This window comes from Qipengyuania thermophila (assembly GCF_004153605.1).
Classification (GTDB): Bacteria; Pseudomonadota; Alphaproteobacteria; order Sphingomonadales; family Sphingomonadaceae; genus Qipengyuania_B; species Qipengyuania_B thermophila.
In genome coordinates this window covers 17,718-41,593 of the sequence record NZ_SDSI01000006.1, presented here as the reverse complement: position 1 = coordinate 41,593, position 23,876 = coordinate 17,718, and the positions used below count along the sequence as shown (strand labels likewise).

Genomic DNA, 23,876 nt, shown 5'->3' with positions numbered 1-23,876 from the left:
CATTCCCGTGGCATATGGGCGCGTCGAGTTCAGGAAAGGAACCACCATGGCCGAAAAGAAGAACGCCCTGCAACAACCGGTAAAGGTGTCGGGCGAACTGGAGGACATCGTCGGCAAGGGTCCGATGACCCGCGCCCAGGTCACCTCTAAAGTGTGGGAATACATCAAGAAGCATGATCTGCAGAAGTCGACGGACAAGCGCATGATCGTGCCCGACGACAAGCTGGGCAAGGTCATCGGCAAGGACGAGATCTCGATGTTCAAGATGACCGCGGCGGTGTCGCGCCATCTGAGCTGAAGCTGATTCCCGCACCGGCGCAGCCGGACTGCGGCCCGCGTGGCCGGTCCGGTTGCGCCGCCCGGCAGGCGGCGCGCCGGGAAAGCGAACGCGCTCCCGGCGTTGCGGAAGGGTGAGCCTTTCGCCGACCGCCTTGCCCCGTTCCCCTTGTCGCACCGCGCGCCGCCGGGTCGGGACTGCACCGCGGCGGGCGCCGGGGATGCTGCCGCTGGCGCTGCTCGCCGCGGCGCTGGCGATCGGCGCAGGCGGCACCGAGCCCGCCGTGGGCGCCGGCCTAGCCCTGTTCCTCGCCGGTCTCCCGCACGGCGCCTTCGCGCCAGATGGCGTATCGCTGCTGCGCGACGCGCGGCACGGCGTCCGTTATGCCGGCGTCGGCATAATCGCGGGCACCACGGTTCTGCTGGCGCCGGTGATGGTGCTGGCGCTGTTCCTCCTCCTGTCCGGCTGGCATTTCGCCGCCGACGGCGCCGGCCAGCCGTGGGTCCGCCGCCTCGCAATCGCCGGCCTGGCCATCGGGGGCAGCGCGCTGCTGCGTCCGACCGAGACGGCGGCCGTGTTTGCCGCCCTGTGCGGCGCGCCCGTTCCCGGCGTCCTCGTCACGGTTCTCGCCGCTGCCGGTGCGGCCGCCGTGCTTCTCGCCTTGGCCGCCCTGCGCCGTGCGCCCGGCGACGCGGCGCTGTGGGCGATGCTCGCGGCGCCGGCGCTCCTGCATCCGGTGCTCGCGACGGGGGTGGTGTTCGTGCTGGGCCACGCAGGCCCGGTCTCAGCCCGGTTGCTGGAGAAGACCCCGCATCCGTGGCGCATCGTGGCCGCCGTGGGCGCGGCCAGCGCGCTGGTCGCGGCCGGGCTGGTGGTGGCGGTGCCGCAGGCGAACGTGCCGCTGCCCTTTCTGGCTGCGGCGGGAGTTGGTCTGATCCTGCCGCACCTCCTGCCGCTGCGCGCGCTGCGGGTGCCGGGCGCAGTCCCTCGGCGCAGCGTCTACAGGAACCAGGCGGCCACTTCGTCCGCGACCTGGTTGGCCGCCCGGTTGAGCGCGTCGCCGATCGCCGCGCCTTCGGGCGGGATGCCCGGCACCACCGCTTCGAACCGGCGGGTGGAGACGGCGCCCCCCGCGGTGCTGCGCACGGCGTCGAAGCGGACGACCACCGAGGACGTGCGCGCGTCGTAGCCGAATTCGCGCAGCACTCCCGTCAGCCGCTGCGACGAGACGACGCCCGGATCGTCCCCGTCCACGACCAGCCGGTTGGAGCGCGACCGCAGCGTTTCGGCGATGAGCCGGCGGAAGAGCCGCGCCGGCCGCTCCACCCAGGCGACATCGGCGACATAGGCGACCTGGCTGTCGGTGATCTGGACCGGCACGCGCAGCACGTCGAGGCGCGCCGGCGCGTCGAATTCGGACAGGGTGATGGCCGAGGACGCCGCGCCCGCAGCATCGCGCCCGCTGGCCGCCACGCTGGCCGGGGTGAGGGTGAGCAGCGATGCTGGAGGCCGCGGACCGAGCCGGACGCAGCCGGCGAGCGCCAGGCCCAGCATCACCACGGCAGCGGCAGAGGCGCCGCGACGCTTCGGAACGGCGTTCACACGGGAGAGCATCACCGGCTGTAATCCTTGCTGGGGTCGTAGTCGGGAAGGCGGTTGCCCGAGATGAGCGACGAGGCGCCCCGCGCCTGCACCTCCTCGGTCACGGCGCGCAGGGCGCGGCTCGTGGCGCGCAGGTCGCGCAGCGTCGCCTCTGCCGCGGGCAGGGTCGTTTCCGTCAATTGCCGGGCGACCGGCTCGGTCTGCGCCAGGCTCTGCTCCAGCGCCCGCGCGGCGCCGCTCGCAGAGTTGAGCGTGGTGCGCAGCTGCTGCGCCAGCTGGTTGCCCTCCTCGTTGAGGATCCGGTCGGTCGAGCGGGTCACGTTCTCGAACTCGTTCAGCGCCTCGCTCGACTCGCGCAGGGTGATCTGCAACTCCGCCAGCGTCCGCTCGGTGGCGGCGCCAAGGCCGGTGAATTCCCGCGTGAGCTGGTTGGTGTTGGCGAGAATGCCGGCGATCTCGCCCTGGTTGCGGTCGGAGAGCAGCTGCGTCAGCCGCTCCGTCAGCGTCGCCAGCCGCTCGAGCAGGAGCGGCGCGTTGGACAGGATCTCGCCCAGCCCGCCCGGCCGGGTCGGAATGATGGGGACGCCTTCCGGGCAGCCGCCGGTGGCGCAGGTGATCGGCGCCGCGCCGCGCCGGGCGCCGTCGAGCAGGATCGTCGACACGCCGGTGAAGCTGCCCTGGATGGTGGCGGTGGTGCCGACCAGGATCGGCACGCCTTCGTTCACGCGCACCCGCACCCGGACGAACTGGGGGTCACGCTCCCACAGGGCGATCTCGGCCACCTGGCCCACCGGCACCCCGGCGAAGCTGACCTGCGAGCCGTTGGCGAGCCCCTGCACCGACTGGTTGAAGAAGATGTCGTAGCTGTTCTGCTCGCCCTGTCCCAGACGGGCGATCCAGACGATGAACAGCGCCAGCGCCGCCAGAAGGGCGAGACTGACGACGCCGACCCACACGTGATTTGCCCGTGTTTCCATTCGTCCCGCCTATGCTCTTGAAGGATCGGCCTTGTCCATCGCCTTGATCGGCAGTCCGGCGATGGGCATGTCCATGTGGCTGCGCAGCGTCTCGAGCGCCTGCGCCGTCAGCGCCGCGCGGCCGCGCGGCCCGTTGAAGTATTCGTTGATCCACGGATGGTCGAGCTTCATGAGGTTGGGCACCGTGTCCACGGCGATGACCCGCCGGTCGGCAAGCACCGCCACCCGGTCGCAGATCTCGTGCAGCGTGTCGAGATCGTGGGTGATCAGGAACACCGTCAGGCCGAGCGTCTCCTGCAGCCCCGCGATCAGCCGGTCGAAGGCCGCGGCGCCGATCGGGTCCAGCCCCGCCGTCGGCTCGTCGAGGAACAGCAGTTCAGGATCAAGCGCCAGCGCGCGGGCGAGCCCCGCACGCTTCTTCATGCCGCCGGACAGCTCGGACGGAAACTTGCCGATCGCCTCTTCGGGCAGGCCGCTCATGCGGACCTTGTAGCGGGCGATGTCGTGGCGGCTCGCCGCCGAGAGGTTGGGATAGAACTGCTTGAGCGGAATCTCGACGTTCTCGCCCACCGTCAGGGTGGAGAACAGCGCCCCGCCCTGGAACAGCACGCCCCAGCGGTCGCGCACGCCGAGCACCTCGTCAGGCTCGCGGTCGGTGATCGAACGCCCGAACACGCGGATGTCGCCGGCGGTCGGGGTCTGCAGGCCGATGATCGACCGCATGAGCACCGACTTGCCGGTGCCCGAACCGCCGACGACGCCAAGGATCTCCCCCCGCCTGACCTTGAGCGACAGCCCGTCGTGGATCACCTGCTCGCCAAAGGCGTTGCGCAGGTCTTCGACCACAATCGGGAAGTTCTGCCCCTCGGCGGTGTCGGGCATGGGGTCTTCCATCTCAGCCCCAGCCGACATTGGTGAAGAACACGGCGAAGAAGGCGTCCACGACGATGACCATGAAGATCGCCGCCACCACGGAGGTCGTCGTCCGCAGCCCCACCTCCTCCGAATTGCCGCGCACCTGCATCCCCTGGTAGCAGCCGGACAGGGCGATGATCAGGCCGAAGATCGGCGCCTTGATCAGTCCGACCCACAGATCGTAGGTCGGCACGACGTCCTGGATCCGCTGGATGAAGCTGAGGAAGGGGATGCCGAGCGTCAGGTCGGCAATGACCGCCCCGCCGATGATCGCCATCACAGAGGCATAGAAGCCGAGCAGCGGCATGACGAGGATCGCGGCCAGCACCCGGGGAATCACCAGCGCCTCGATCGGGGAGATGCCGATGGTGCGCATGGCATCGATCTCCTCGGTCAGCTTCATGGTGCCAAGCTGGGCGGCGAAGGCGCTGCCCGAGCGGCCCGCGACCATGATCGCCGTCATCAGCACACCGAGTTCGCGCAGGGTGATGCGGCCGACGAGATTGACCGTCAGCGTCTCCGCCCCGAACTGCGCCAGCTGCACGGCGCCCTGCTGGGCGATGACGATGCCGATGAGAAAGCTCATCAACCCGACGATGGGCAGGGCGGACACGCCGACCTTCTCCATCTGGTTGACCAGCGCGTTGCCGCGGAAGCGGCGCGGATGGCGGATCAGCGCGCCCGCGGCGAGCAGGATCTGGCCGATGAAGCCGACGACGCCGACAAGCGCGGTGAAGAACTCCACCACCAGCTCGCCCATGCGAGCCGGCACGCGGCGCCAGATCGGCGCGCGCGTCGGCCAAGGCTCCTCCGCCTCGCCCGTGTCCGCCACGGCGCGGATCAGCCGCTCGGTCCGTTCGCTGCCGTTCTCGAGCGGCGCGTCGAGCCGCCGCGCCGTCGACAGCGCCAGCCACGCGCCCACCGTGTCGATGGCCGTGATGCCGCCAAGGTCGACCGCCGCCACCGGCCCGCTGACCTGGCCAAGCGGCTTTTCGACGGCTCCGATGGTCGACAGGAGGTATGCGCCCGACAGGCGCAGCCGCGCGCCGCCGTCCTCGCCGTCGATTTCGAAGGCCGCCCCCGTCCGCATCTCCCTCCCTATGCTGGCAAAACGGCAAGCGGGCAAGCCGCCGGACGCCCCCGTTGCGCTGCGCGCCGTTGCGCGCCGTGGAGCGCGCTGGCATGACGCGCGCGTCATGGACAGCGCCCTTCCCACCACCTTCGACCCCGCCGCCCTTGAGGCCCGCTGGTATGCCTTCTGGGAGGAACGCGGCCTGTTCCGCCCCGCGCGACCGGATGCCGAGCCGTTCACCATCGTCAATCCGCCGCCCAACGTCACCGGCTCGCTCCACATCGGCCACGCGCTCGACAACACGCTGCAGGACATCGTCGTCCGCCATGAACGGATGCGCGGCAAGGACGCGCTGTGGGTGGTGGGCACCGACCACGCCGGCATCGCCACGCAGATGGTGGTGGAACGCCAGATGGCCGAGCGCGGCGAGAAGCGCACCGACTTCACCCGCGAGGCGTTCGTGCAGAAGGTGTGGGAGTGGAAGGAGGAAAGCGGCGGCGCCATCACCCGCCAGCTGCGCCGGCTGGGCTGCTCGATGGACTGGTCGCGCGAACAGTTCACCATGGACCCGCACTTCACCCGCGCGGTGACCAAGGTGTTCGTCGACCTCTACAATGACGGCCTCGTCTACCGCGACAAGCGGCTGGTGAACTGGGACCCCAAGCTGAAAACCGCGATCAGCGACCTGGAGGTCGAAACGCGCGAGGTGCAGGGCCATTTCTGGACTTTGCGCTATCCGCTGGCCGAGGGCAGCGGCGAGGTGCGCGTGTCCACCACCCGGCCGGAAACCATGCTGGCCGACATGGCGGTGGCGGTGCACCCGGAGGATGAACGGTATCGCGACCTCGTCGCGCGCGGGGCAAAGGTGCGCCTGCCGATCACGGGCCGCGAAATCCCGATCATCGCCGACGCGCACGCCGACCCGGAACTGGGTTCGGGCGCGGTCAAGATCACGCCGGGGCACGACTTCAACGACTTCGAGGTGGCACGGCGCGCGGGCATCGCGGCCGCCGACATGCTCAACATGTTCGACGCCGACGCCTGCGTGACGCAGACGGCGGACGGGCTGGTGCCCGAGGAGCTGCTCGGCCTCGACCGCTACGCCGCGCGCGAGCGCGTCGTGGCGCTGCTGAAGGCGCAGGGCTTCCTCGTGCCGCACATCGACAAGGACGGCGCGGAACACGACGCCGAACCGCGCACGATCCAGCTGCCCTATGGCGACCGCGGCGGCGTGCCGATCGAACCGTGGCTGACCGACCAGTGGTATGTCGACGCCGCCAAGCTGGCGCAGCGGCCGATCGAGGCGGTGCGTTCCGGCGAAGTCGAGATCGTGCCAAAAAGCTGGGAAAAGACCTTCTTCAACTGGATGGAGAACATCCTGCCGTGGTGCGTCAGCCGCCAGCTGTGGTGGGGGCACCGGGTGCCGGCGTGGTACGATGCCGACGGCACGGCCTTCGTCGCGCCCGATGAAGCGGCGGCACAGGCGCTGGCCGGCCCGGATGCCGTGCTGCGGCAGGACGAGGACGTCCTCGACACCTGGTTCTCCTCCGCCCTGTGGCCGTTCGCCACGCTCGGCTGGCCGGACGCGGACGACCTCCTCGCCAGGCACTACCCCAACGACCTGCTGATCTCCGGCTTCGACATCCTGTTCTTCTGGGACGCCCGGATGCTGATGATGGGGTACTACAACAGGGACGAAGCGCCTTGGAAGCGGCTCTACCTCCATGGCCTCGTGCGCGCCGCGGACGGGCAGAAGATGTCCAAGTCCAAGGGCAATGTCGTCGATCCTCTCGGCCTCATCGACCGCTACGGCGCAGATGCACTGCGCTTCTTCATGGCCGCGACCGAGAGCCAAGGGCGGGACATCAAGCTCGACGAGAAGCGGGTCGAGGGATACCGCAACTTCGCGACGAAGCTGTGGAACGCGGCGCGGTTCTGCCAGGCCAACGGCATCGGCGGCAGCACGACCATCGCCGCCCCGCCCGCGCGCCTCGCCGTGAACCAGTGGATCGTCGGCGAGGTGGTGGAGACGCTGGCCCGGCTGGACAAGGCGCTCGCCGACCTGCGCTTTGACGCGGCGGCGGACGCGATCTACCATTTCGTGTGGGACCGGTTCTGCGACTGGTATCTCGAACTCATCAAGCCGGTGCTGCAGGGCGAGACGGACACGCCGGCCGCGGCCGAGACGCGCGCGGTCGCCGGCTGGGCGCTCGACCAGATCCTCGTGATGCTGCACCCCTTCATGCCCTTCGTCACCGAAGAACTGTGGCAGGCGCGGGGCGAGCGGTCCCACTATCCGCTGATCACGGCGCAGTGGCCTCGGCCGGACGCGACCGTGGACGCCGATGCCAAGGCCGCGATCGACTGGGTAATCACGCTGACCACCGCGACCCGCAGCGCGCGGAGCGAACTGGGCATTGCCCCCGGCGTGAAGCTCGCCGCGACCATCGCCGATCCATCGCCGCTGGCGCAAAAGGTCATCGGCCGCAGCAGCGCCGCCATCGAACGGCTTGCGCGGCTGGCCCCGGTGACGGTGGGCACGCCGCCGGCCGGCGCGGCGATGCAGGTGACGGCGGGCGAGGACGTGTTCGTCGTGCCGCTGGAAGGCGTGATCGACGTGGCGGCGGAACGGGCGCGGCTGCACAAGGCGCTGGAAGCGAGCCGCAAGGAGGCGGACTCGCTGACGAAACGCCTGTCCAACCCCGCCTTCGTGGAGAAGGCCAAGCCCGAAGCGGTGGCCAAGGCCCGCGCCGATCACGCCCACCACGCAGGCGAGGCGGAGCGGCTGGCGGCGGCGCTGGCGCGGCTGGGCGAGGCCTAGCGGCGCGAGGCGGGAGGCCAGCGTTTCCTACGGGCGGCCACCATGCCAGACACCCGGAATGATGATGATGCGAGCCGACCTGCCGATTCAATCCGCCCGCCTGCACGGGGCGGCGTGTTCTTGTTCTTCTNATCCGCCCGCCTGCACGGGGCGGCGTGTTCTTGTTCTTCTGGACCGTGTCACATGCGGTCCATGTGTGGCTGAGGAGCGACGAGGCGTGCCCCTGACCCTCGCGACGCAGGCGCCCGGCGAGCCGGAGATCTTCGCCTCGCTGCAAGGCGAGGGGCCGAGCATCGGCACGCCCGTCGCCTTCGTCCGGCTGTCGCGCTGCAACCTTGCCTGCGTGTGGTGCGATACGCCCTACACCTGGCATTTCGAGGGCGACAACCGCTTCCACCGCGGCGGCGTGCGGCACGCGCGCGCGGCGAACCAGATCACGCTGGAGGAAGCCGAGGTCGCCGCGCGCATCGCCGCGCTGGGACAGCGCCGGCTCGTCATCACCGGCGGCGAACCGCTGCTCCAGGGGGCGGCGCTCGCCCGGCTGCTCGACCACCTTCCGGACATGGCGGTGGAGGTGGAGACGAACGGCACCACCCGCGCTCCCGCCGCGCTCGACGCGCGGGTGACGCAGTACAATGTCAGCCCGAAGCTCGCGCACAGCGGCAACCCGGCTGCGCTCGCCCTGCTGCCCGGACGCCTCGCCGCCTATGCCGCCGATCCGCGCGCCTTCTTCAAGTTCGTGGTGGCGCAGCCCGGGGATGTGGACGAGGTGCTGGCACTGATGGAGGAGCACGGCCTGCCGGCGGAGCGGACCTTCCTGATGGCGGAAGGCACGGACAGCGCGACCCTGCACGCGCGTCAGCGCTGGCTCGCCCCGATGTGCCTTGCCCACGGCCTGCGGCTGTCGGACCGGCTCCACATCCACCTCTACGGGGACACGCGCGGCACCTGATCGGGCCGGATCAGCCGGCCTGCGCGCGCCAGCGCTGCACCGTGCGCCGCACCGCGTCCTCTTCCCCGCCCGCCTGGCTCCACAGTTCGACGAAGCTGGGGTCTTCGGAGGCCGGCCGCTTGGCTTCGTCGAGATTGTCGAAGGAGACGCGGATGGGGATCGACACACCCTCGCCGCAGATGATGCACTCGCGGTTGCGCAGGGCGGAGATGGAGTCGAGGAAGCCGCGCGCGCCTTCGGGCATGGCGGCCTTCACGAAGGACTGGTCCCGCTCGTTGTTCAGCCGCATCGAGATGATGGTGCCGCACTGCGACAGCACCCCTTCGGCAAGGTCGGACGGCCGCTGCGTGATGAGGCCGAGGCTGATGCCGTATTTGCGGCCCTCCTTGGCGATGCGGCTGAGGATGCGGCCGACCGAGTTGCCATCGGCATTGGCTTCGTTCGGCACGTAGCGGTGCGCTTCCTCGCAGACCAGCAGGATCGGCCGCGGCTTCTCCTCCCGGCCCCAGATGGCGAAGTCGAACACCAGCCGGCTGAGCACGGCGACGACGGTGGCGGTGATGTCGGACGGCACACCCGACACGTCGATGATCGCGATCGGCTTGCCGTCGGCCGGCATGCGGAAGATCTTGGCGATGAAGTCGGCCATCGTGTCGCCGACCAGCATGCCGGAAAACAGGAACTGGTAACGGGGGTCGGATTTCACCTCGTCCAGCTTGGCCTTGATGCGGATGTAGGGCGCGGACGAGGTCGCCTTGTCGAGCTTGCCCATCTGCGCCTGAAGCTCGGCGCTGAGGTCGGACAGGAGGTAGGGGATTGGCGAGTCGACCGTGATCTTCCCGAGCGATTCGGCCAGCCGGCTCTTCTTGCGGGCGACCAGCAGGCACTTGGCCAGAATGTCGGCGTCGACCTGCCGCTCGGCGTCGCGGCTGGTCAGCAGGATCTCGCAATGCTCCTCGAAGTTCATCAGCCAGTAGGGCATGTTGAGATTCGAGACGTCGAAGATGATGCCGGTGTGCCGGAATGCGGCCGAATATTCGCCGTGGGGGTCGATCATCACGATGTGCCCTTCGGGCGCGGCCTCGCAGATGCGGTGCAGGATCAGCGCGGCGCTGGTCGACTTGCCGGTGCCGGTCGAGCCCAGCAGGGCGAAGTGCTTGCCCAGCATGGCGTCGATGTAGAGGCCGGCTCGGATGTCGCGGGTCGGGTAGACGCGGCCGATCTCGATGTTCGGTCGCCCGTCGCTCGAATAGATCTGCTTCAGATCCTCGGTGCTGGTCGGATAGATCAGCGCGCCGGGGACCGGATAGCGGGTGACCCCGCGGCGGAAATGGTAGACCCGGCCGGTCAGCTTCTCCACGCTGCCTTCGCCAAGGAAGTCGATGTCGGCGAGGATCCCGCCTCCGGCTTTCCGGTCCTGCTTCTGGTTGCGAATGCTGGCGAGCAGCCAGTAATTGCCGACCTTGACCTTGATCTGGCTTCCGACCTGTCCTGTCTGGGTGATCGCCGGGTCGGGATCGTCCATGCACTCGCCAAGCCGCTGCGGGTCGATGGCGATCAGCGCGCCCGCGCCCGACACGTCGACGATGACGCCGATCGGCGTGTTGCTGTTGCCGCTGTCGCCGGGCACCTCGTCGGCCGCGGCGGCAGGGCGCTGGGGCGCCGGAGCGTCGGCGCCCTGCGAGGCAGGCGCCGCCCGAAGTTCCGCCGGCACCGGATGCGGGATCCGCATCGCCGGGTTGAAGCCTCTGCTGTCATGGCGGGAAATGTCGTTCACGGGCGCTGGTCCTTGCCGGATGGAGCCAGCCTCATGCACCGGCAACGGTTAACACGCTGCCAATGGCGCCTTGCCTGCCGGTGCTCAGATGAGGGCGAAGGCGCGTCCGGCGAGCCAGCCGGTCCCGACTGACAGCAGCACCGCAAGCGCCCCGTAGAGCAGCGAGCGGCGCTCGGCCATGTCGGCGATCGCGCGTTCGAAGCCGACCTTCTCGACCCGCACCTGCGCCTCGGCCGAGGCGATGACCCGGCCGCGGGCCACGGCAAAGGTTTCGGCGGTGTACAGACCGGTGACGACGTTCGACGGCAGATAGATCCGCGCCTGGTAAAGCACGCCCTCGCTCAGGCGCACGCCGTTCTCGTCCTCGCTGAAGAGCCCCTGCCGCCGCCGCAGATCGACCAGCCCCTCGGCGAAGCGCCGCTGCTCCGCGCTCTCGATGATGCCGCTTGGCGAGAGCTGGATGAAGCGGGTGCCGAATTCGAAGATCGCGGCCGTGCGCTCGTCGACGATCTCGCGGATCGGGCGGGTCGAGGAGACGGCGAAGAAGGCCGGCGCGGAGCGGAAATCGGTGCTGTCGGCGTTGATCCAGATGCCGCCGACCTGCTCCTTCTCGCGCAAGCGGATAGCCTGCGACGGGCCCTTGAGCACCACCACGATGTCGTAGCTTTCGCCCGCCCGGCGTCCGGCGGGATCGAGAATGGCGCCGAACAGCAGCAGCTCGGTGCCGGTGAAGCCCTGCCGCACGGCGACCTCGTGCTGCGACACCTCCGGAACGAGGATCGCGTCACGCTGGCCCATGCACGCCGCCGCGGCTACAAGGCACAGAGCCGCGCGGATGACGGCGTGCGGCGTCACAGCGGCTGCACCGTGAAGATCTCGTCCGGGCGGACGCCGAGGTTGAACAGCATCCGGAACGCGACAAGCAGCACGATGCCCGCCAGCGCCGCGCGCAGCAGTTCCGGCCGGGCCATCTGCGCCAGCCGCGCGCCCGCCTGGACGCCCGCGACCGAGCCGACCAGCAGAAGGGCGACGAGCACGATGTCGACCGCCTTCGTGGTCAGCGAATGGACGATGGTGGAGGCGATGGTGATGAACAGGATGTTGAACAGCGACGTGCCGACCACGACCCCGGCGCTCATCCCGAGGATGTAGAGCATGGCGGGCACGAGGATGAACCCCCCGCCCACGCCCATCAGCATGGTGAGAATGCCCGTGACAAACCCCAGCAGAAGGGGTGCGAGCGGCGATATGTAGAGGCCGGAGCGGTAGAAACGCCACCGCATCGGCAGCGCCGCGACCAGCGGGTGGTGCCGCCGCCGGACGACCGGCCGGGCGCCCTCGCCCTTCCCGCCGCGCAGGCCCTGCCACGCCTCGCGCCCCATCATCGCCCCGATGGAGCCGAGCAGCACCACATACAGGGCGCTGATGATCACGTCGATTTGGCCAAGCGACTGGAACAGCTGGAACAGGGCCGCCCCGGCAAGGGTGCCGACCAGCCCGCCGGCCATCATCACCGCGCCCATGTGGTAGTCAACACCGCGGCGCCGGCCATGGGCAAGCACGCCCGTCACGCTGGCCCCGGTCACCTGCGTCGAGGCCGAGGCCGCAGCCACGGTCGGCGGCACGCCGTAGAAGATCAGCAGCGGCGTCGTCAGGAAGCCGCCGCCCACGCCGAACATGCCCGACAGGATGCCCGTCAACCCTCCCAGCAACACGATCAGCAAGCCGTTGACCGACAGGTTGGCGATGGGAAGGTAGACGTCCACGGCCGAACCCTAGCGCCGGGAACTTGCGGCGCAAGGCTCCCCCGCGCGGCCCGCTTCAGAACCCTGCGGCAAGTGACAGCACCGGTCCGCCGGACGGCTGCGCCTCGCCGGCGAGGCGAAGGCGGTAGCTGGCCTCGACCCGGACGCGGCCGCGGCCGGCGGGCAGGTCGAGCGCCACCTGCGGCCCCGCCTCGAAACGCTCTGCGCCGCGCTGCGCTCCGCCCCACACTCCCGCGCCGAGACGCAGGTTCGCCTTCCCCGTTGCCACGACTTCGCGCTCGACCACCGTTTGACCGTCGACGAAGGCGGTCGCGTGTTCTCCGCCGGCATAGCCGGCCTGCCCGAAAGCGCGCAGCGTGACGCCGGCGCCAAGCGCCCGGTCGTGAACGCCGCCGCTGACGAACAGGGCGGGCGACACATCGGTCCCCTGTTCGCGGTCGGTGACGCGCAGTTCGGCATGGACGGTCATCGGCACCGGCGCGGCGAGCGAGATTTGGACCCCCGCCGCCGCTCCGCTTTCGCGGGCCGCGCCAAAGGACCGGCTGACGCGCGCGTAGACAGCGCTCTGCACGACGGCGGAACGGCTCAGCGCATGGCGGACGACCAGCCCGGCCTGGCTCCCGCCGAGCACCGCGCGTGCGGGCACGGCGCGTGCGGGGTCGGCGCTGCCGCCGGAGGAGCGCACCAGCACCCAGCCATCCGCCGACCACGGCGTGCCCCTTGCCCTGGCCGCTCTCATCGGCACCGGCACCGGAACCGGCAGAGGTGCGGCGGGGAGGCTCGCCGACACGGGCGGGAATCCAAGTGCCATGCCGCCGGCCGGGGTGACGACCGCCCAAGCCTGCGGCCCCGCGGCCCCGTCCGGCGCGGCGGGCCGCGCAGCGCACGAGGCACACCTCGCCGCCCACTTCCCGTCGTGCCGCACAGGCCCTGTCGGCGCGTGCGGTGGCAAACCCGCCCACAGCGGCAGGGGCGGGTGGAGCGCCGCGCTGCGCCGTGTCGCCGGCCGGGTGTGCGTTGGCCCCCGCACAGCCGCCGCGTGGAGCGTGACAGGGGTAGGCAGGAACGCCGCGCGCGCGCCGGGCCGAACCTCGGCGGGCAGCGGCAGCCCGGCGTGGCTGAGCGCGCGGACCGCAATCCACGCCGCCAGCAGCACACCCGCCGCCCGCAGGGGCGCGCCGCGCCTCGTCGCCGCCACGACCATCACGCCGCTTGGCGCAGCGGCAGGAGCGAGGCCGGATGGTGCGTGTGCTCGGTCTTGTCCCAGCGCACCTCGCCCCCGCGCAGGGCGCGCAGATAGGCGGCAAGGGCCCGGCGCGCCGACATGATCGCGATGATGTTGGCGATCACGATCCGCCCGATGGCCCGAACACCCTCGCGCCAGCCATGTTCGCGGGCGGTGAACATCGCCCGCAGCGCTGCACGCCACAGAAGAAAGGCGCCGTTGACGGTCAACAGCACGCGCATTCCGGGCGTGAGGCTGAGGGGCGGCACCAGCCCCGCCTCGCGCAGGACCAGCCCGGCGCCGGTCAGGACGAGCAGGCCATACGCAAGCGCCAGCAGCCCCGCGCCCAGCGGTCCCCGGCGATCGCGGGCCAGCATGTAGCGGTCACGCAGCCGCCCCGGCCACCCGATCCGGTCCCAACCCTGAAAGGCGATCCCGTGCGTCCAGCGGGTTTTCTGCCGCACCGCAGCCGTCAAGGTGGCCGGAAAATACGCCCGCGTCGCCACCAGCCGGCCGTCGGCACGGCGCACGCGGACGAAGCGGCTCCGGCCGCCCAGCCGGGCGATCTCGAGCCCGCACTCGTAATCCTCCACCAGCGAGCCGGCGCCGAACGGGCCGTGTCCGGGATGCGTCTCCGCCAGCCGGTCCAGCATGGTACGTCCGATGGCGCAGCCCACGCCCGCGGCCGGGAGCGCCGCCCCGAGCGCGTCGCGCACCACCATGGTCTTGGCGTGCGCCTCGGCGAATTCGTCGCAGTAGTGCCCGGCGATCCAGCGCGACTGTGCCTGCGGCAGCGCGAGCACCGGCAATTGCACGAAGTCGCAGCGGGCAAGCGCATCGCGCATGACAGTCAGCGCGGCCGGATCGACCATGTCCTCGGCATCGTGCAGCACGACGAAGCCGAAGCGCTCGCCCCGCTCGGCCTCGTGGGCGCACAGGGCGGCGAACAGGTGGTTGAGGCAGTCGGCCTTGCTCGTCGGTCCGGCCCTCTCCAGCCGGACGAGCCGGACCTCGGGCCCGTCACCCATGCCCGCCGTCCGTGCCGCCGCCACGGTGGCGGGATCGTTGGCGTAGCAGCCGACGAAGATCACCGGCCGCTCATCGCTCCACGCCGCGCGCATGTGGCGGATGGTCGCACCGATCACGAGCGCCTCGTCCCAGGCAGGAACGAGAACGGCCGCCGGCGGATGCATGGCGCGTCCCGGAGCGGCCGCCTCCGGCAGGGGCGCGAGGGCGCCGCCGCCGGTCTCCAAAAGGCAGGCTGGCGGCACAGGGTGACGCGTGCGGCCGGTCACGCGCGCCCACACATAGAGCGCGTCGATCACCAGCTCGTCGAGACTCGACAGCAGGAAGCACACCGCTGCGAACACCACCAGCTCGTGGTAGATCGCCTGCACCGCGCTCACCACGTTTTGCCGCCCCGCGCCAGCCCGCGCGGCGTTTGTGCTGCCCCTGTCACCGCCCCGTTCCCCCAAACGCCCCCTGACTCGACGCCTGCTTACAGGGAGCAGCTTCAAAGAAGGTTACCGCCCGACAGCCTTTTCCACCCCGGTCTGGTCCGAGGCAGTCCGGCTGGCGTATGCGGGAGCTTGTTCGGGCACGATTCAGCCGGTAGGGCGTAGTGCGCGCGTGGCGGCTGCACATCGGCCACGGCCGGCGAGCCGCCATCGGGATCCGCCAGCGGATCGCACTCACAGGCCCTGTCGTTGTTATGTTCACATCTCTGCGCGATCTGCTGCGCCCCCGCTCCTCCCAGCAACCGCCCAGTGTTCCGCAAGGAGAGCGGTACTACGCCATCGGAGACGTGCACGGACGCTCGGACCTGCTGGCGCAGCTGATCGACCGGATCGAGGCGGACGATGCCGAGGCGGGGCCGGCCGACACGACGGTGATCATGCTGGGCGATCTGGTCGATCGCGGCCATGACAGCGCCGGCGTGATCGAGCAGGTGATGGCCTGGGCCGGCCGCCGGCGCGTCCGGTGCCTGGCCGGCAATCACGAGGAGATGTTCCTTCAGGCCTTCCGCGACGAGACGCGGCTGCGCACCTTCGTGAAACATGGCGGCCGCGAAACGATCCTGAGCTACGGCATTCCCGTCGCCGAATACAACGCCCTCACCGTCGGCGAGCTGCTGGCGCGCCTGCCGAGCCTCGTGCCGGTGCGGCACCGCGAGTTCCTGCAAGGCTTCGAGGAGTACATCGTCGCCGGCGATTACGTGTTCGTGCATGCCGGCATCCGGCCGAACCGTCCTCTTGAGGAACAGGACCGCGAGAGCCTGTTGTGGATCCGCGAAAGTTTCATCAAGCACACCGCGCCCCACTCGCACGTGGTGGTGCATGGACACACAATAGTTGAAGACGCAGCCGATTACGGTAATCGCATCGCCATCGACACGGGCGCGTATCGCACCGGTCGCCTGACCGCCCTCGTCCTCGAGGGAGCGGGGCGACGGTATCTGGAGGCAGCGGACCGGGGCGACGCGGCGGCCGCTTGACGGGAAACGGGGTTATGAAGATTGCCATGGTCGGCTCGGGCTATGTCGGCCTGGTCACGGGAGCCTGTCTGGCGGAACTCGGCCATGAGGTCGTGTGCGTCGACCGTGACGGGGAAAAGATCGCCCGCCTGCAGCGCGGCGAAATCCCGATCTTCGAGCCGGGCCTTGGCGAACTGGTCCAGAAGAACGAGGCCGCCGGCCGGCTGACCTTCACCACCGCCCTGCCCGCCGCGCTCGAAGACGCGCGGGCGGTGTTCATCGCCGTGGGCACGCCGAGCCGCAATGGCGATGGCCATGCGGACATGTCGTTCGTGCATGCCGTGGCGCGCGAGATCGGCGCCCACGTCCAGACCGATCTCGTCGTGGTCACGAAGTCGACGGTTCCGGTCGGCACCGGCGACCACGTGGCGCGGCTCGTGGAGGAAGGAGGCACCAACCACCGCGTCTCCGTCGTCTCGAACCCGGAATTCCTCCGCGAGGGGGCGGCAATCGGCGACTTCATGAACCCAGACCGGGTGGTCATCGGCGCCGAGGACGATTTCGGCCGCGAGGTGATGCGCGAGATCTACGCTCCGCTGGCGGAAGCGGGCAAGCCGCTGCTGTTCGTCAGCCGGCGCTCGTCCGAGATGGTCAAGTACGCCGCGAACGCGTTCCTCGCCACCAAGATCGGCTTCATCAACGAAATGGCGGACCTGTGCGAGCGCGTGGGCGCCGACATCCAGGATGTGAGCCGCGGCATCGGCATGGACGAGCGGATCGGCAGCCGCTTTCTCCAAGCCGGTCCCGGCTATGGCGGGTCGTGTTTCCCCAAGGACACGCTCGCCCTGCTCAAGACGGCGGAGGACAACGACAGCCCCGCCCGCATCGTCGAGGCCGTCGTCCGGGCGAACGACGCGCGCAAGCGGGCCATGGGACGCAAGGTGATCGAGGCGCTGGGCGGTCCCGAGTTCGCGCGCGGCAAGACGGTGGCGCTGCTGGGCCTCACCTTCAAGCCCGACACCGACGACATGCGCGACTCCCCCGCCATCGCCATCGCCCAGACGCTGCACGATGCCGGAGTGGCCGTGCGCGGCTTCGATCCCGAAGGCATGGAGCAGGCCGCGCCGCTGCTGCCCTATGTCGACATGTGCGCGGACGGCTATGCCGCCATGGACGGCGCCGACGCGGCCGTGGTCGTCACCGAGTGGAGTGTGTTCCGCGCGCTGGATCTCGACCGGGCCAAGGCCCTGCTGACGACCCCGGTGCTGGTCGATCTGCGCAACATCTTCGATCCGGCCGCGCTGCGCGCCGCCGGGTGGCAGTACCAGAGCATCGGCCGCGCCTGAGGCCGGCGGCGGGAGCGGGCACGTCGTGATCCGCTCCCCGGCGCGCCGTCAGCGCCGCGCGGCAAGCTCGCGCACGAGGGCCGGAGCGGGATAGATCCTCTCCAGCGCCTCCTGGATGGCCTGCGTGCTGACCGCGACGGTCCGGTTCAGGCTGCCGTCGTACCCGTAATTGCCGCCCAGGGAATGGATGTTGCCGTCGAAGGCCGTGCCGATCACGGCGCCGGCGCGGTCGATCACCGGGCTGCCGGAATTGCCGCCGATGATGTCGTTGGTGGTCACGAAGTTGAACGTCGCCTGCGGATTGATCCGGTTCCGGTTCGCCGCGAAGGCGGGGGCGAGGTCGAACGGCGGGCTGCCGGTCGCGCGATCGAACGTGCCGCCCATCAGGGTCCGGTAGGGCACGGCCCGGCCACGCTCCTGCCAGCCGCGCACCTGGCCGTAGCTGATCCGCAGGGTGAAGGTGGCATCCGGGTAGATGCTGTCGCCGAAGGCGGCGAAGCGGGCGTCGGCGAGACGCGCGCCTGCCGCCGTGAGCGGCCCCGAGAACACCTCGTCCACCTGGCGACGGAGTTCGTCCTGCCGCGGGGCGAGCGCAAGGGCGTAACGGATCATGGGATCGTCGGACGCCTCGATCGCCGCGAGGCCGCCCTCCCACAGCTGCCGGCGGTAGGCAGGATCGGCAAGGCGCGTGCCCGACACCAGCCGCTGCGCCAGCGTCTCAGGGCTCTCGGTGCCAAGCAGGAGCCGCGTGTCCGGATCGTCGGCGCCCAGATACTCGCGCGCCTTGGACAGGCTCCAGCCGAGGGTCAGCTCGTCCAGCCACGGGTGGATCGGCCGCTGCTCCAGCACGCGCCGCTCCGTCAGCGGCAGGGCGCTGTCGGTGAAGCCGGGCAGGCGTTCGGCATTCGGCTTGGCCCGTTCGCGCGCGGCGAGCACAAGCGTCTGCGCATGGCTGTACAGGGCGCTCGAAGGCGTGATGAACCGCGCCGCCATGTACAGGTCCCGATAGGCCCGCACCGCACCGTCGACCTGCGCCCAGGGGTCGCCGATCGCCGCATTGCCGGCGACCCGCTGGCGCAGGTCCGCCTCGCGCGCGGCGAGGGTCGCCGAGAACGCCTGATCGTTGAGCGCGCGCTGCCGCCCGAGCGCCACCTTGAGGCTGTTCTCGATGCTGTTGAGGCGGTCCGTCCCTTCCCGCTCGCGTTCCGGACTTTCACTCATCGCGCGGATCAGCCGCCCGCGCAGTTCGGAATTGACCGCAATGGTCGTGGGCAGCGCCACCTCCCGCTCGAAAGCGATCTGGCTCTGCGTCCATCCGCGGCTGGTCGAGCCGGGATTGCCGACGACGAAGGTGATCTCGCCCTCGCGCGGCGCACGCGGATCCCAGCGCAGGTGGCGCGGGGTGGAAACGGGCCGGCCGTTCTCGTAGGCGCGCAGGAAGCTCGCATCGAGCGCGTAACGCGGGAAGTTGAAGTTGTCGGGGTCGCCGCCGAAGGTGGAGGCGCGCGCCTCGGGCGCCCACGCCAGCCGCACATCCGCATACTTGCGGTAGGTGTAGAGCCGGTACTGCCCGCCGCCGAACAGCGTCACGACCTGGCACCGGGTCCGTTCCCGGTCGGGGCAGTTTTCCGTCTCCAGCTGCGCGATGCGGGCGTTGCGCGCCCGTGTCAGCGCTTCGCCCGTCAGGTCGGCGATCGCGGTGCGAACGTCCTGTGTCACGTCGCGGATCGCGGTCACCACCTCCGCCTGCTGACCGGGACAGCGCAGCTCGTCCTCCAGCCGGTTGGCCACATGGCCGCGGGCAAGATAGTCCATCTGCGCATTGGAGTTGTCGGCGAGGCAGGTGCTGATGCAGTGCTGGTTGGTGAGGATGAGGCCGTTGGGCGACACGAAGCTCGCCGAGCACCCGCCCGTCAGGCGCACCGCGGCCGCCTGCGTGCGGTCGAGCCACGCCTGATCAGGTGCCCAGCCGTAAGCCTGCCGGACCTGATCGGCAGGGAAATTGTCGAACGTCCACATGCCCTCTTCCGCCGCGGCCGGAACGGCGGCGACGAGGGCCAGGGGCGCGGCGGCGAACAGCAGGGCGATGCGGTCAGGCATGGAGCAGGATCCTCGGAGATGATGTTCTGCGCGCTGTTTTCTGTGCCTTCTCGCGAATGTCCAGTGCGATCTTCGCCGACAGCACTGGCGGATGGTGCCGGGGTCCGCGTAAGCCGGGTTCTGTCATGCCGCTTAGCAAAGCGGCACGGGCAGCCATTCCTCTGGGCGCGGGATCGCTCCTCGCGCTCTAGCGGCCAACCCGAACGGCCTCGGGGCGAAACTCCCCTGCCCGCCTTCGTCCAGGTGGACGGATGCGGACGCGCCGTTCCTATTCGGCCTTGCTCCGGGTGGGGTTTGCCGTGCGGACCCTGTTGCCAGCGTCCCGGTGCGCTCTTGCCGCACCCTTTCACCCTTGCCTGTGCGCCGGACGTGTCTCCGAAGCCATCGGCGGTCTGCTCTCTGTGGCACTGTCCCTCACCGCCGCGCGGGGCGGCGGCGGGCGGGCGTTACCCGCCACCCTCGTTTCGTGGAGCCCGGACTTTCCTCGAACGGGAACCCCGTCCGCGGCTGCCTGGACCCCGGCACCACCCGGAACATAGGCGACGGTGCAAAAGGCGCAATGGCCGTGCGGCCGAAACCGTCCCGGCGCCTCGCCGTTGTGGAAGGCGATGATCTGCCTTCGCCTCGCCGCCCTGACCTCCGCGGCCCTTCTGGCGAGCGCATGCGCGCATCACCCTGCGGTGGCGCCCCTCCCCCAGCCGCCTCGGCAGGCGGCGCTGGTGACCGTCAGCGATGACGGAATCGCGTCAACCACCATCACGGTGGTGAACTACAACGTCGCCGGCCTTCCCTTTCCGGTGCGCCGCGGCACCGGCACGGCGATGGCCCGCATCGCCGACGCCATGACGGCAAGCTGGAACGGCGACGGGCGGCCTGACCTGCTTCTGCTCCAGGAGGCATTCGTGCCCTCGGCGAGCCGCCTCACCTTCGCGGCGGGTTTCGCCAATCACGTGCGCGGACCATCGGCGGCGTCCCGCCCCTCGGTGGTCAAGCCGAACCGGGAAAGCGCCGAGGTGCTCTCCCGCCGCATCTGGCGGCGCGGGGAAGGATGGCCACGCATGACCGGAGCCGGCCTCGCCCTTGGCACCGACTTCGGCATCGCGGCGCAGGTCAACGAGCCGTTCGGTCCGCGCAGCTGCGCCGGGTGGGACTGCCTCTCGAACAAGGGGGTGGCGCTGACCTGGGTCGAGATCCCCGGTGTCCCCGAGCCGCTGCTGATCCTCAACACCCACCTCAATTCGCGCGGGTCGACCGGGGTCAGCCGCGAGCGGGCCGATCTGGCCCACCGGCAGCAGGTGCGGGAGATGGGCGACATCCTTGCCCGGCACTGGCAGGGCGAAGTGCCGCTCGTCTATGCGGGCGACTTCAACACCCGCAACGTGCCGTTCCGCTTCGATCTCAAGGACGAGCGGCTGCCGGGCGAACTCGCCCACCGGTTCTGCTTCAACCATCCTGAACGGTGCCGCATCACGATGTCGTGGGACAGCGACGAGCCATGGATGGATACGCAGGACCTTCAGGGCTACGCCTCCTCGCGCCGCATCCGCGTCGAACCCGTCGCCATCGCGGCCGAGTTCGACGCGCCGGTCGACGGCGAGATGCTGTCGGATCACGACGCGCTGCGCGTCACCTACCGGTTGTCGTGGCGCGTCGATGGCCAGCCGTGGAGCGACGGCCTGCAGGCCGATGCCGGGGCCGGCGCGGCGGAACAGGCGTTGGGGGCGGAACCCGCGCCGTAGAACGCTAGCGCGCCAGCCCCCGATCGCGGTCGAGCAGGAGCTGGAACAGGATGGCGCGCGTCTGGCCGCAGATCTCGCCGTCGATCCGCTCCGGGCGCCAGCGCCGCTGGAAAGCCTCCACCGCCTTGCGTCCTTCCGTGATGTCGTAGCCGAACCGCTCCAGCGCGAGGAGGAAGGTGGCATCGTTGTCGTACGGATCGCCGCGCTCGAGCTTGTCCGGCCGGGCGAGGCACTGCCGCACCGCCGCGAGCCGGTCCCAAGGGAACAGCTCTCCGGGATCGATCTTGCGCGCAGGCGCGACATCCGAATGGCCGACGACGTTGGCGCGCGGAATGTCGTGGGTGCGCCGGATCCGGGCGAGCAGCGGGAGCAGCGCCCCAATCTGCGCGTCGGCGAATGGCCGGTAGCCGCCGGCATGGCCGGGATGGTCGAGCTCGATGCCGATGCTGGCCGAGTTCACGTCCCGAAGGCCGCGCCAGTAGGACTGCCCCGCATGCCACGCCCGCCGGTCCTCGGCGACAAGCTGGGTGACGGCGCCCGCTTCGCTGATGAAGTAGTGCGCCGACACCTTGCTGGCCGGGTCGCACAGGCGCTCCAGCGCCGCGTCCGCCGGCATCTCCGTGTAGTGCAGCACCACCATCGTGACGGGCAGCACGCGCGCGTCATGGTTGGGCGAGAGGCGGACGTGGTGGACCAGCTCTCCGTCAGCCTCGGGGCGCTGCATCAGCCGATCCACCCGTCTCCGAACGGAAGAACCGCCCCCATGAGGAGCGTGGTGTCGGTGCGCTGGTACTGCAGGCTGCCGCCCTTTGCTTCGGCCAGGAGCGCAAGCATGTGGGCTGCGGCGGTGCGGCTGCTGAGCCCGGCGTCGTCGAGCGCGCCTTCGAGCGCGCGACCGATCTCCTCGTCGAAGGCGATCCGGCTGCCGGTGGCCCGCACCACGATCTCGCTCTGCCCGTCACTGATCTCGGCGCCGATGTCGAGCGTGCCGCCCCGCACGAGCGCCTCCAGCCCGATCTGCGCGAGGTTGAGCATCACCTTGACCGCGTCCTTGAGCAGCGCGCTGCTGGTCAGCGCCCAGTGCAGCGTGACGCGGCTGTTGCTGCCCGCGAGCGCCTCGATCAGGGCGCGCGGCTCCTCCACCGGCACGCTTTCGTTGAAGCCTCCGGCCGCCCCAAACGCCAGGCGGAAGAACTTCAGCTTGTCGGCGCTCGTGCGCGCGCTCTGTTCCAGCAGCTCGATGCAGCGTGCGCGCATGGCCGGATCGCGCTCCTCTGCCAGCAGCTCCAGTCCGTTGTTCAAGGCGCCGATGGGGGACAGCAGATCGTGACACAGGCGCGAGCACAGCATGGCGGCAAGCTCGATCGCGTCGGTGTCCCTCATGATCGGCAATCTCCCCGGTGCAAACGGCAACGCTCCGCCTTAGCGGTCAAACCCTTGCAGTGGAAGCGGGTCGAATCCTCCGGCGCGCGCCCGCCACGCCCGCAAGGTCCAGCCGCCCTCCGCGCTCCGGCCGGCGATCGCCCAGACGGCGCCGTCTGCCGCCGCCATGGCGCGGTCCGCGGCCGACGGCTCGGGCGGGCCTTGGGGATGCGAGTGGTAGCAGCCCAGCACCTCCAGCCCCCTCGCCCGCGCGCTCCGCTGGACGGCGAGGAGCACCTCGGGAGCGATGAAGAAGAACGCGTGCGGATGCGGATGAACATTGGCGGCGGGGATGGCGCGCGTGACCGTGCCGGCGCGGCCGAGCAGCAGGCCGCAGCACTCCTCCGGCGCCTGTCGTGCCGCCATGGCGGTCACGGCGGCGCACACCTTTCTTGCGATCACGATCGCCATGGATCATTGCCATAGCATGGATGCGGAGCGCATCATCACCGGCACGCTCGCGGCGCCAGACCGCCTCGACCGCGCCCTCGCCGCCGCGACCGGCCTGTCACGCGAGCGGGTGAAGCGCCTTCTCGCATCCGGCGCCGTGTCGCTCGACGGCGCCCCCGCGCGCGATCCGTCGGCCCGCGCCGCCGCCGGCGCCGCCTATGCCGTGCGGCTCGCGGCGCCGCAGCCACTGGCGACTCCGGCGCAGGACATCCCCCTCGACATCGTGTTCGAGGACAAGGATCTGCTGGTGGTGAACAAGCCCGCCGGCCTCGTCGTTCACCCGGCAGCCGGCAATCCCGACGGCACGCTCGTCAACGCGCTTCTGCACCATTGCCGGGGCACACTGTCGGGGATCAACGGAACCGCACGGCCGGGCATCGTCCACCGCATCGACAAGGATACGAGCGGCCTGCTGGTCGTCGCCAAGACCGACCGCGCGCACGAGAACCTCGGCGACCAGTTTTCCCGCCACGCGGTCCACCGCCGCTATGTCGCGGTCTGCAACGGCCACCCTCAACCCTCCTCCGGCACGGTGACGGCGCGGATCGGGCGTTCCCCGCACGACCGCAAGCGCATGGCGGTGCTGCCGGCGGACAGCGCGCGCGGCAAGCATGCCGTGACCCACTACCGCCTGCTGCAGGTTCTTAAGGATTGCAGCGTAATCGAATGCCGGCTGGAGACGGGGCGCACGCACCAGGTGCGGGTTCATCTCGCATCCATCGGGCACCCGCTCGTCGGCGATCCGGTCTACGGCCGCGCGGTGCCTGCCCTGCGCCCGGTGCTGACGCGCCTCGGCTTTGCCCGGCAGGCACTGCATGCGGCCGAGCTCGGCTTCGCGCATCCGCAAAACGGGAGACAGTTGAGGTTCAGCGCGCCGCTGCCACAGGATATGGTGGAACTCATCGAAGAAAACGCACGTTGAAATCGCGATAATGCAACCCCGTCCGGGGCAATTTTCTGCT

20 protein-coding genes, 1 other RNA gene and 1 pseudogene are annotated in these 23,876 nt (G+C 70.2%); 8 read left to right on the top strand and 14 right to left on the bottom strand.

What is annotated here, in order from left to right; translation table 11 throughout:
• The first annotated feature begins 46 nt into the window (after positions 1–46).
• Both ETO60_RS10230 and ETO60_RS11410 read left to right on the top strand, forming a co-directional pair.
• The gene (locus ETO60_RS10230) at positions 47–298 is read left to right on the top strand and encodes an SWIB/MDM2 domain-containing protein (protein ID WP_130005371.1); all 252 of its coding nucleotides are present in this window, start codon (positions 47–49) and stop codon (positions 296–298) included.
• 199 nt (positions 299–497) lie between these two features.
• Positions 498–1,211, top strand: a pseudogene (locus ETO60_RS11410) (Brp/Blh family beta-carotene 15,15'-dioxygenase); the annotation flags it as partial.
• A gap of 65 nt (positions 1,212–1,276) precedes the next feature.
• Here ETO60_RS11410 and ETO60_RS10220 read toward each other — a convergent pair.
• Genes ETO60_RS10220 through ETO60_RS10205 form a run of 4 tightly spaced genes read right to left on the bottom strand, consistent with a single transcriptional unit; the run spans position 1,277 to position 4,861 of the window.
• The gene (locus ETO60_RS10220) at positions 1,277–1,891 is read right to left on the bottom strand and encodes an ABC-type transport auxiliary lipoprotein family protein (RefSeq protein WP_130005462.1); all 615 of its coding nucleotides are present in this window, start codon (positions 1,889–1,891) and stop codon (positions 1,277–1,279) included.
• On the bottom strand, positions 1,891–2,856 hold the full coding sequence (locus tag ETO60_RS10215; protein ID WP_130005367.1) for an MlaD family protein: 966 nt from the start codon (positions 2,854–2,856) through the stop codon (positions 1,891–1,893). The genes ETO60_RS10220 and ETO60_RS10215 overlap by 1 nt, the downstream gene beginning before the upstream one ends.
• 9 nt (positions 2,857–2,865) lie before the next feature.
• A complete protein-coding gene (locus ETO60_RS10210; protein WP_234026445.1) occupies positions 2,866–3,738 on the bottom strand; it encodes an ABC transporter ATP-binding protein in 873 nt (290 codons plus the stop codon).
• A gap of 13 nt (positions 3,739–3,751) precedes the next feature.
• Positions 3,752–4,861: an MlaE family ABC transporter permease gene (locus tag ETO60_RS10205; RefSeq protein WP_130005364.1), complete on the bottom strand. Its 1,110-nt coding sequence runs from the start codon at positions 4,859–4,861 to the stop codon at positions 3,752–3,754.
• 106 nt (positions 4,862–4,967) lie between these two features.
• On the opposite strand from ETO60_RS10205, the gene ETO60_RS10200 reads away from it, so the two are divergent.
• Positions 4,968–7,664: a valine--tRNA ligase gene (locus ETO60_RS10200; protein WP_130005362.1), complete on the top strand. Its 2,697-nt coding sequence runs from the start codon at positions 4,968–4,970 to the stop codon at positions 7,662–7,664.
• 217 nt (positions 7,665–7,881) lie between these two features.
• Positions 7,882–8,616 carry a 7-carboxy-7-deazaguanine synthase QueE gene (locus ETO60_RS10195; protein WP_130005360.1) on the top strand — a complete coding sequence of 245 codons (735 nt, stop codon included), beginning with the start codon at positions 7,882–7,884 and terminating at the stop codon, positions 8,614–8,616.
• 10 nt (positions 8,617–8,626) lie between these two features.
• Here the strand turns inward: ETO60_RS10195 and ETO60_RS10190 are convergent, their stop codons facing one another.
• The 5 genes from ETO60_RS10190 to ETO60_RS10170 form a co-directional block, all read right to left on the bottom strand.
• A complete protein-coding gene (locus ETO60_RS10190; RefSeq protein WP_130005460.1) occupies positions 8,627–10,348 on the bottom strand; it encodes an ATP-binding protein in 1,722 nt (573 codons plus the stop codon).
• 129 nt (positions 10,349–10,477) lie between these two features.
• The gene (locus ETO60_RS10185) at positions 10,478–11,191 is read right to left on the bottom strand and encodes a TIGR02186 family protein (RefSeq protein ID WP_130005358.1); all 714 of its coding nucleotides are present in this window, start codon (positions 11,189–11,191) and stop codon (positions 10,478–10,480) included.
• 53 nt (positions 11,192–11,244) lie between these two features.
• Positions 11,245–12,159 (bottom strand): sulfite exporter TauE/SafE family protein, encoded by a 915-nt coding sequence (locus ETO60_RS10180; protein ID WP_130005356.1) that lies wholly within the window; start codon positions 12,157–12,159, stop codon positions 11,245–11,247.
• A 55-nt stretch (positions 12,160–12,214) separates the two neighbouring features.
• Positions 12,215–13,366: a hypothetical protein gene (locus tag ETO60_RS10175; RefSeq protein WP_165362165.1), complete on the bottom strand. Its 1,152-nt coding sequence runs from the start codon at positions 13,364–13,366 to the stop codon at positions 12,215–12,217.
• Positions 13,363–14,790 carry a glycosyl transferase family protein gene (locus ETO60_RS10170; RefSeq protein WP_130005353.1) on the bottom strand — a complete coding sequence of 476 codons (1,428 nt, stop codon included), beginning with the start codon at positions 14,788–14,790 and terminating at the stop codon, positions 13,363–13,365. The genes ETO60_RS10175 and ETO60_RS10170 overlap by 4 nt, the downstream gene beginning before the upstream one ends.
• A gap of 305 nt (positions 14,791–15,095) precedes the next feature.
• Here ETO60_RS10170 and ETO60_RS10165 point away from each other — a divergent pair, with 305 nt between their 5' ends.
• Together ETO60_RS10165 and ETO60_RS10160 are read left to right on the top strand one after the other, a co-directional pair.
• On the top strand, positions 15,096–15,878 hold the full coding sequence (locus ETO60_RS10165; RefSeq protein ID WP_130005351.1) for a metallophosphoesterase family protein: 783 nt from the start codon (positions 15,096–15,098) through the stop codon (positions 15,876–15,878).
• A gap of 14 nt (positions 15,879–15,892) precedes the next feature.
• Complete coding sequence (locus ETO60_RS10160; RefSeq protein WP_130005350.1) at positions 15,893–17,203, top strand: UDP-glucose dehydrogenase family protein; 1,311 nt, start codon at positions 15,893–15,895, stop codon at positions 17,201–17,203.
• A 48-nt stretch (positions 17,204–17,251) separates the two neighbouring features.
• Here ETO60_RS10160 and ETO60_RS10155 read toward each other — a convergent pair whose 3' ends face one another.
• Together ETO60_RS10155 and rnpB are read right to left on the bottom strand one after the other, a co-directional pair.
• Entirely contained in the window at positions 17,252–19,303 is a 2,052-nt protein-coding gene (locus ETO60_RS10155; RefSeq protein WP_130005348.1) for a S46 family peptidase, read from the bottom strand.
• A 92-nt stretch (positions 19,304–19,395) separates the two neighbouring features.
• Positions 19,396–19,826, bottom strand: an RNA gene (rnpB, locus tag ETO60_RS10150) — RNase P RNA component class A.
• A gap of 196 nt (positions 19,827–20,022) precedes the next feature.
• Between rnpB and ETO60_RS10145 the strand changes: the two genes are divergently transcribed.
• Positions 20,023–21,042 (top strand): exonuclease/endonuclease/phosphatase family protein, encoded by a 1,020-nt coding sequence (locus ETO60_RS10145; protein ID WP_130005346.1) that lies wholly within the window; start codon positions 20,023–20,025, stop codon positions 21,040–21,042.
• A 4-nt stretch (positions 21,043–21,046) separates the two neighbouring features.
• Here the strand turns inward: ETO60_RS10145 and ETO60_RS10140 are convergent, their stop codons facing one another.
• Genes ETO60_RS10140 through ETO60_RS10130 form a run of 3 tightly spaced genes read right to left on the bottom strand, consistent with a single transcriptional unit; the run spans position 21,047 to position 22,875 of the window.
• Positions 21,047–21,766 (bottom strand): N-acetylmuramoyl-L-alanine amidase, encoded by a 720-nt coding sequence (locus tag ETO60_RS10140; protein WP_130005344.1) that lies wholly within the window; start codon positions 21,764–21,766, stop codon positions 21,047–21,049.
• On the bottom strand, positions 21,766–22,425 hold the full coding sequence (locus ETO60_RS10135; RefSeq protein WP_130005342.1) for a histidine phosphotransferase family protein: 660 nt from the start codon (positions 22,423–22,425) through the stop codon (positions 21,766–21,768). Before ETO60_RS10135 ends, ETO60_RS10140 begins: the two co-directional genes overlap by 1 nt.
• Before the next feature lie 39 nt (positions 22,426–22,464).
• A complete protein-coding gene (locus ETO60_RS10130) occupies positions 22,465–22,875 on the bottom strand; it encodes a Mov34/MPN/PAD-1 family protein (protein ID WP_130005340.1) in 411 nt (136 codons plus the stop codon).
• Between the two features lie 16 nt (positions 22,876–22,891).
• On the opposite strand from ETO60_RS10130, the gene ETO60_RS10125 reads away from it, so the two are divergent.
• Entirely contained in the window at positions 22,892–23,836 is a 945-nt protein-coding gene (locus ETO60_RS10125; RefSeq protein ID WP_130005338.1) for an RluA family pseudouridine synthase, read from the top strand.
• The last annotated feature ends 40 nt before the right edge of the window (positions 23,837–23,876 follow it).

Bases quoted from the DNA above. Each gene is read 5' to 3' on its own strand.
- ETO60_RS10130 (WP_130005340.1), bottom strand. From the start codon at position 22,875: ATGGCGATCGTGATCGCAAGAAAGGTGTGCGCCGCCGTGACCGCCATG.
- ETO60_RS10135 (WP_130005342.1), bottom strand. From the start codon at position 22,425: ATGAGGGACACCGACGCGATCGAGCTTGCCGCCATGCTGTGCTCGCGC.
- ETO60_RS10190 (WP_130005460.1), bottom strand. From the start codon at position 10,348: ATGCGGATCCCGCATCCGGTGCCGGCGGAACTTCGGGCGGCGCCTGCC.
- ETO60_RS10210 (WP_234026445.1), bottom strand. From the start codon at position 3,738: ATGCCCGACACCGCCGAGGGGCAGAACTTCCCGATTGTGGTCGAAGAC.
- ETO60_RS10155 (WP_130005348.1), bottom strand. From the start codon at position 19,303: ATGCCTGACCGCATCGCCCTGCTGTTCGCCGCCGCGCCCCTGGCCCTC.
- ETO60_RS10200 (WP_130005362.1), top strand. From the start codon at position 4,968: ATGGACAGCGCCCTTCCCACCACCTTCGACCCCGCCGCCCTTGAGGCC.
- ETO60_RS10140 (WP_130005344.1), bottom strand. From the start codon at position 21,766: ATGCAGCGCCCCGAGGCTGACGGAGAGCTGGTCCACCACGTCCGCCTC.
- ETO60_RS10185 (WP_130005358.1), bottom strand. From the start codon at position 11,191: ATGGGCCAGCGTGACGCGATCCTCGTTCCGGAGGTGTCGCAGCACGAG.
- ETO60_RS10205 (WP_130005364.1), bottom strand. From the start codon at position 4,861: ATGCGGACGGGGGCGGCCTTCGAAATCGACGGCGAGGACGGCGGCGCG.
- ETO60_RS10160 (WP_130005350.1), top strand. From the start codon at position 15,893: ATGAAGATTGCCATGGTCGGCTCGGGCTATGTCGGCCTGGTCACGGGA.
- ETO60_RS10230 (WP_130005371.1), top strand. From the start codon at position 47: ATGGCCGAAAAGAAGAACGCCCTGCAACAACCGGTAAAGGTGTCGGGC.
- ETO60_RS10165 (WP_130005351.1), top strand. From the start codon at position 15,096: ATGTTCACATCTCTGCGCGATCTGCTGCGCCCCCGCTCCTCCCAGCAA.
- ETO60_RS10215 (WP_130005367.1), bottom strand. From the start codon at position 2,856: ATGGAAACACGGGCAAATCACGTGTGGGTCGGCGTCGTCAGTCTCGCC.
- ETO60_RS10125 (WP_130005338.1), top strand. From the start codon at position 22,892: ATGGATGCGGAGCGCATCATCACCGGCACGCTCGCGGCGCCAGACCGC.
- ETO60_RS10220 (WP_130005462.1), bottom strand. From the start codon at position 1,891: ATGCTCTCCCGTGTGAACGCCGTTCCGAAGCGTCGCGGCGCCTCTGCC.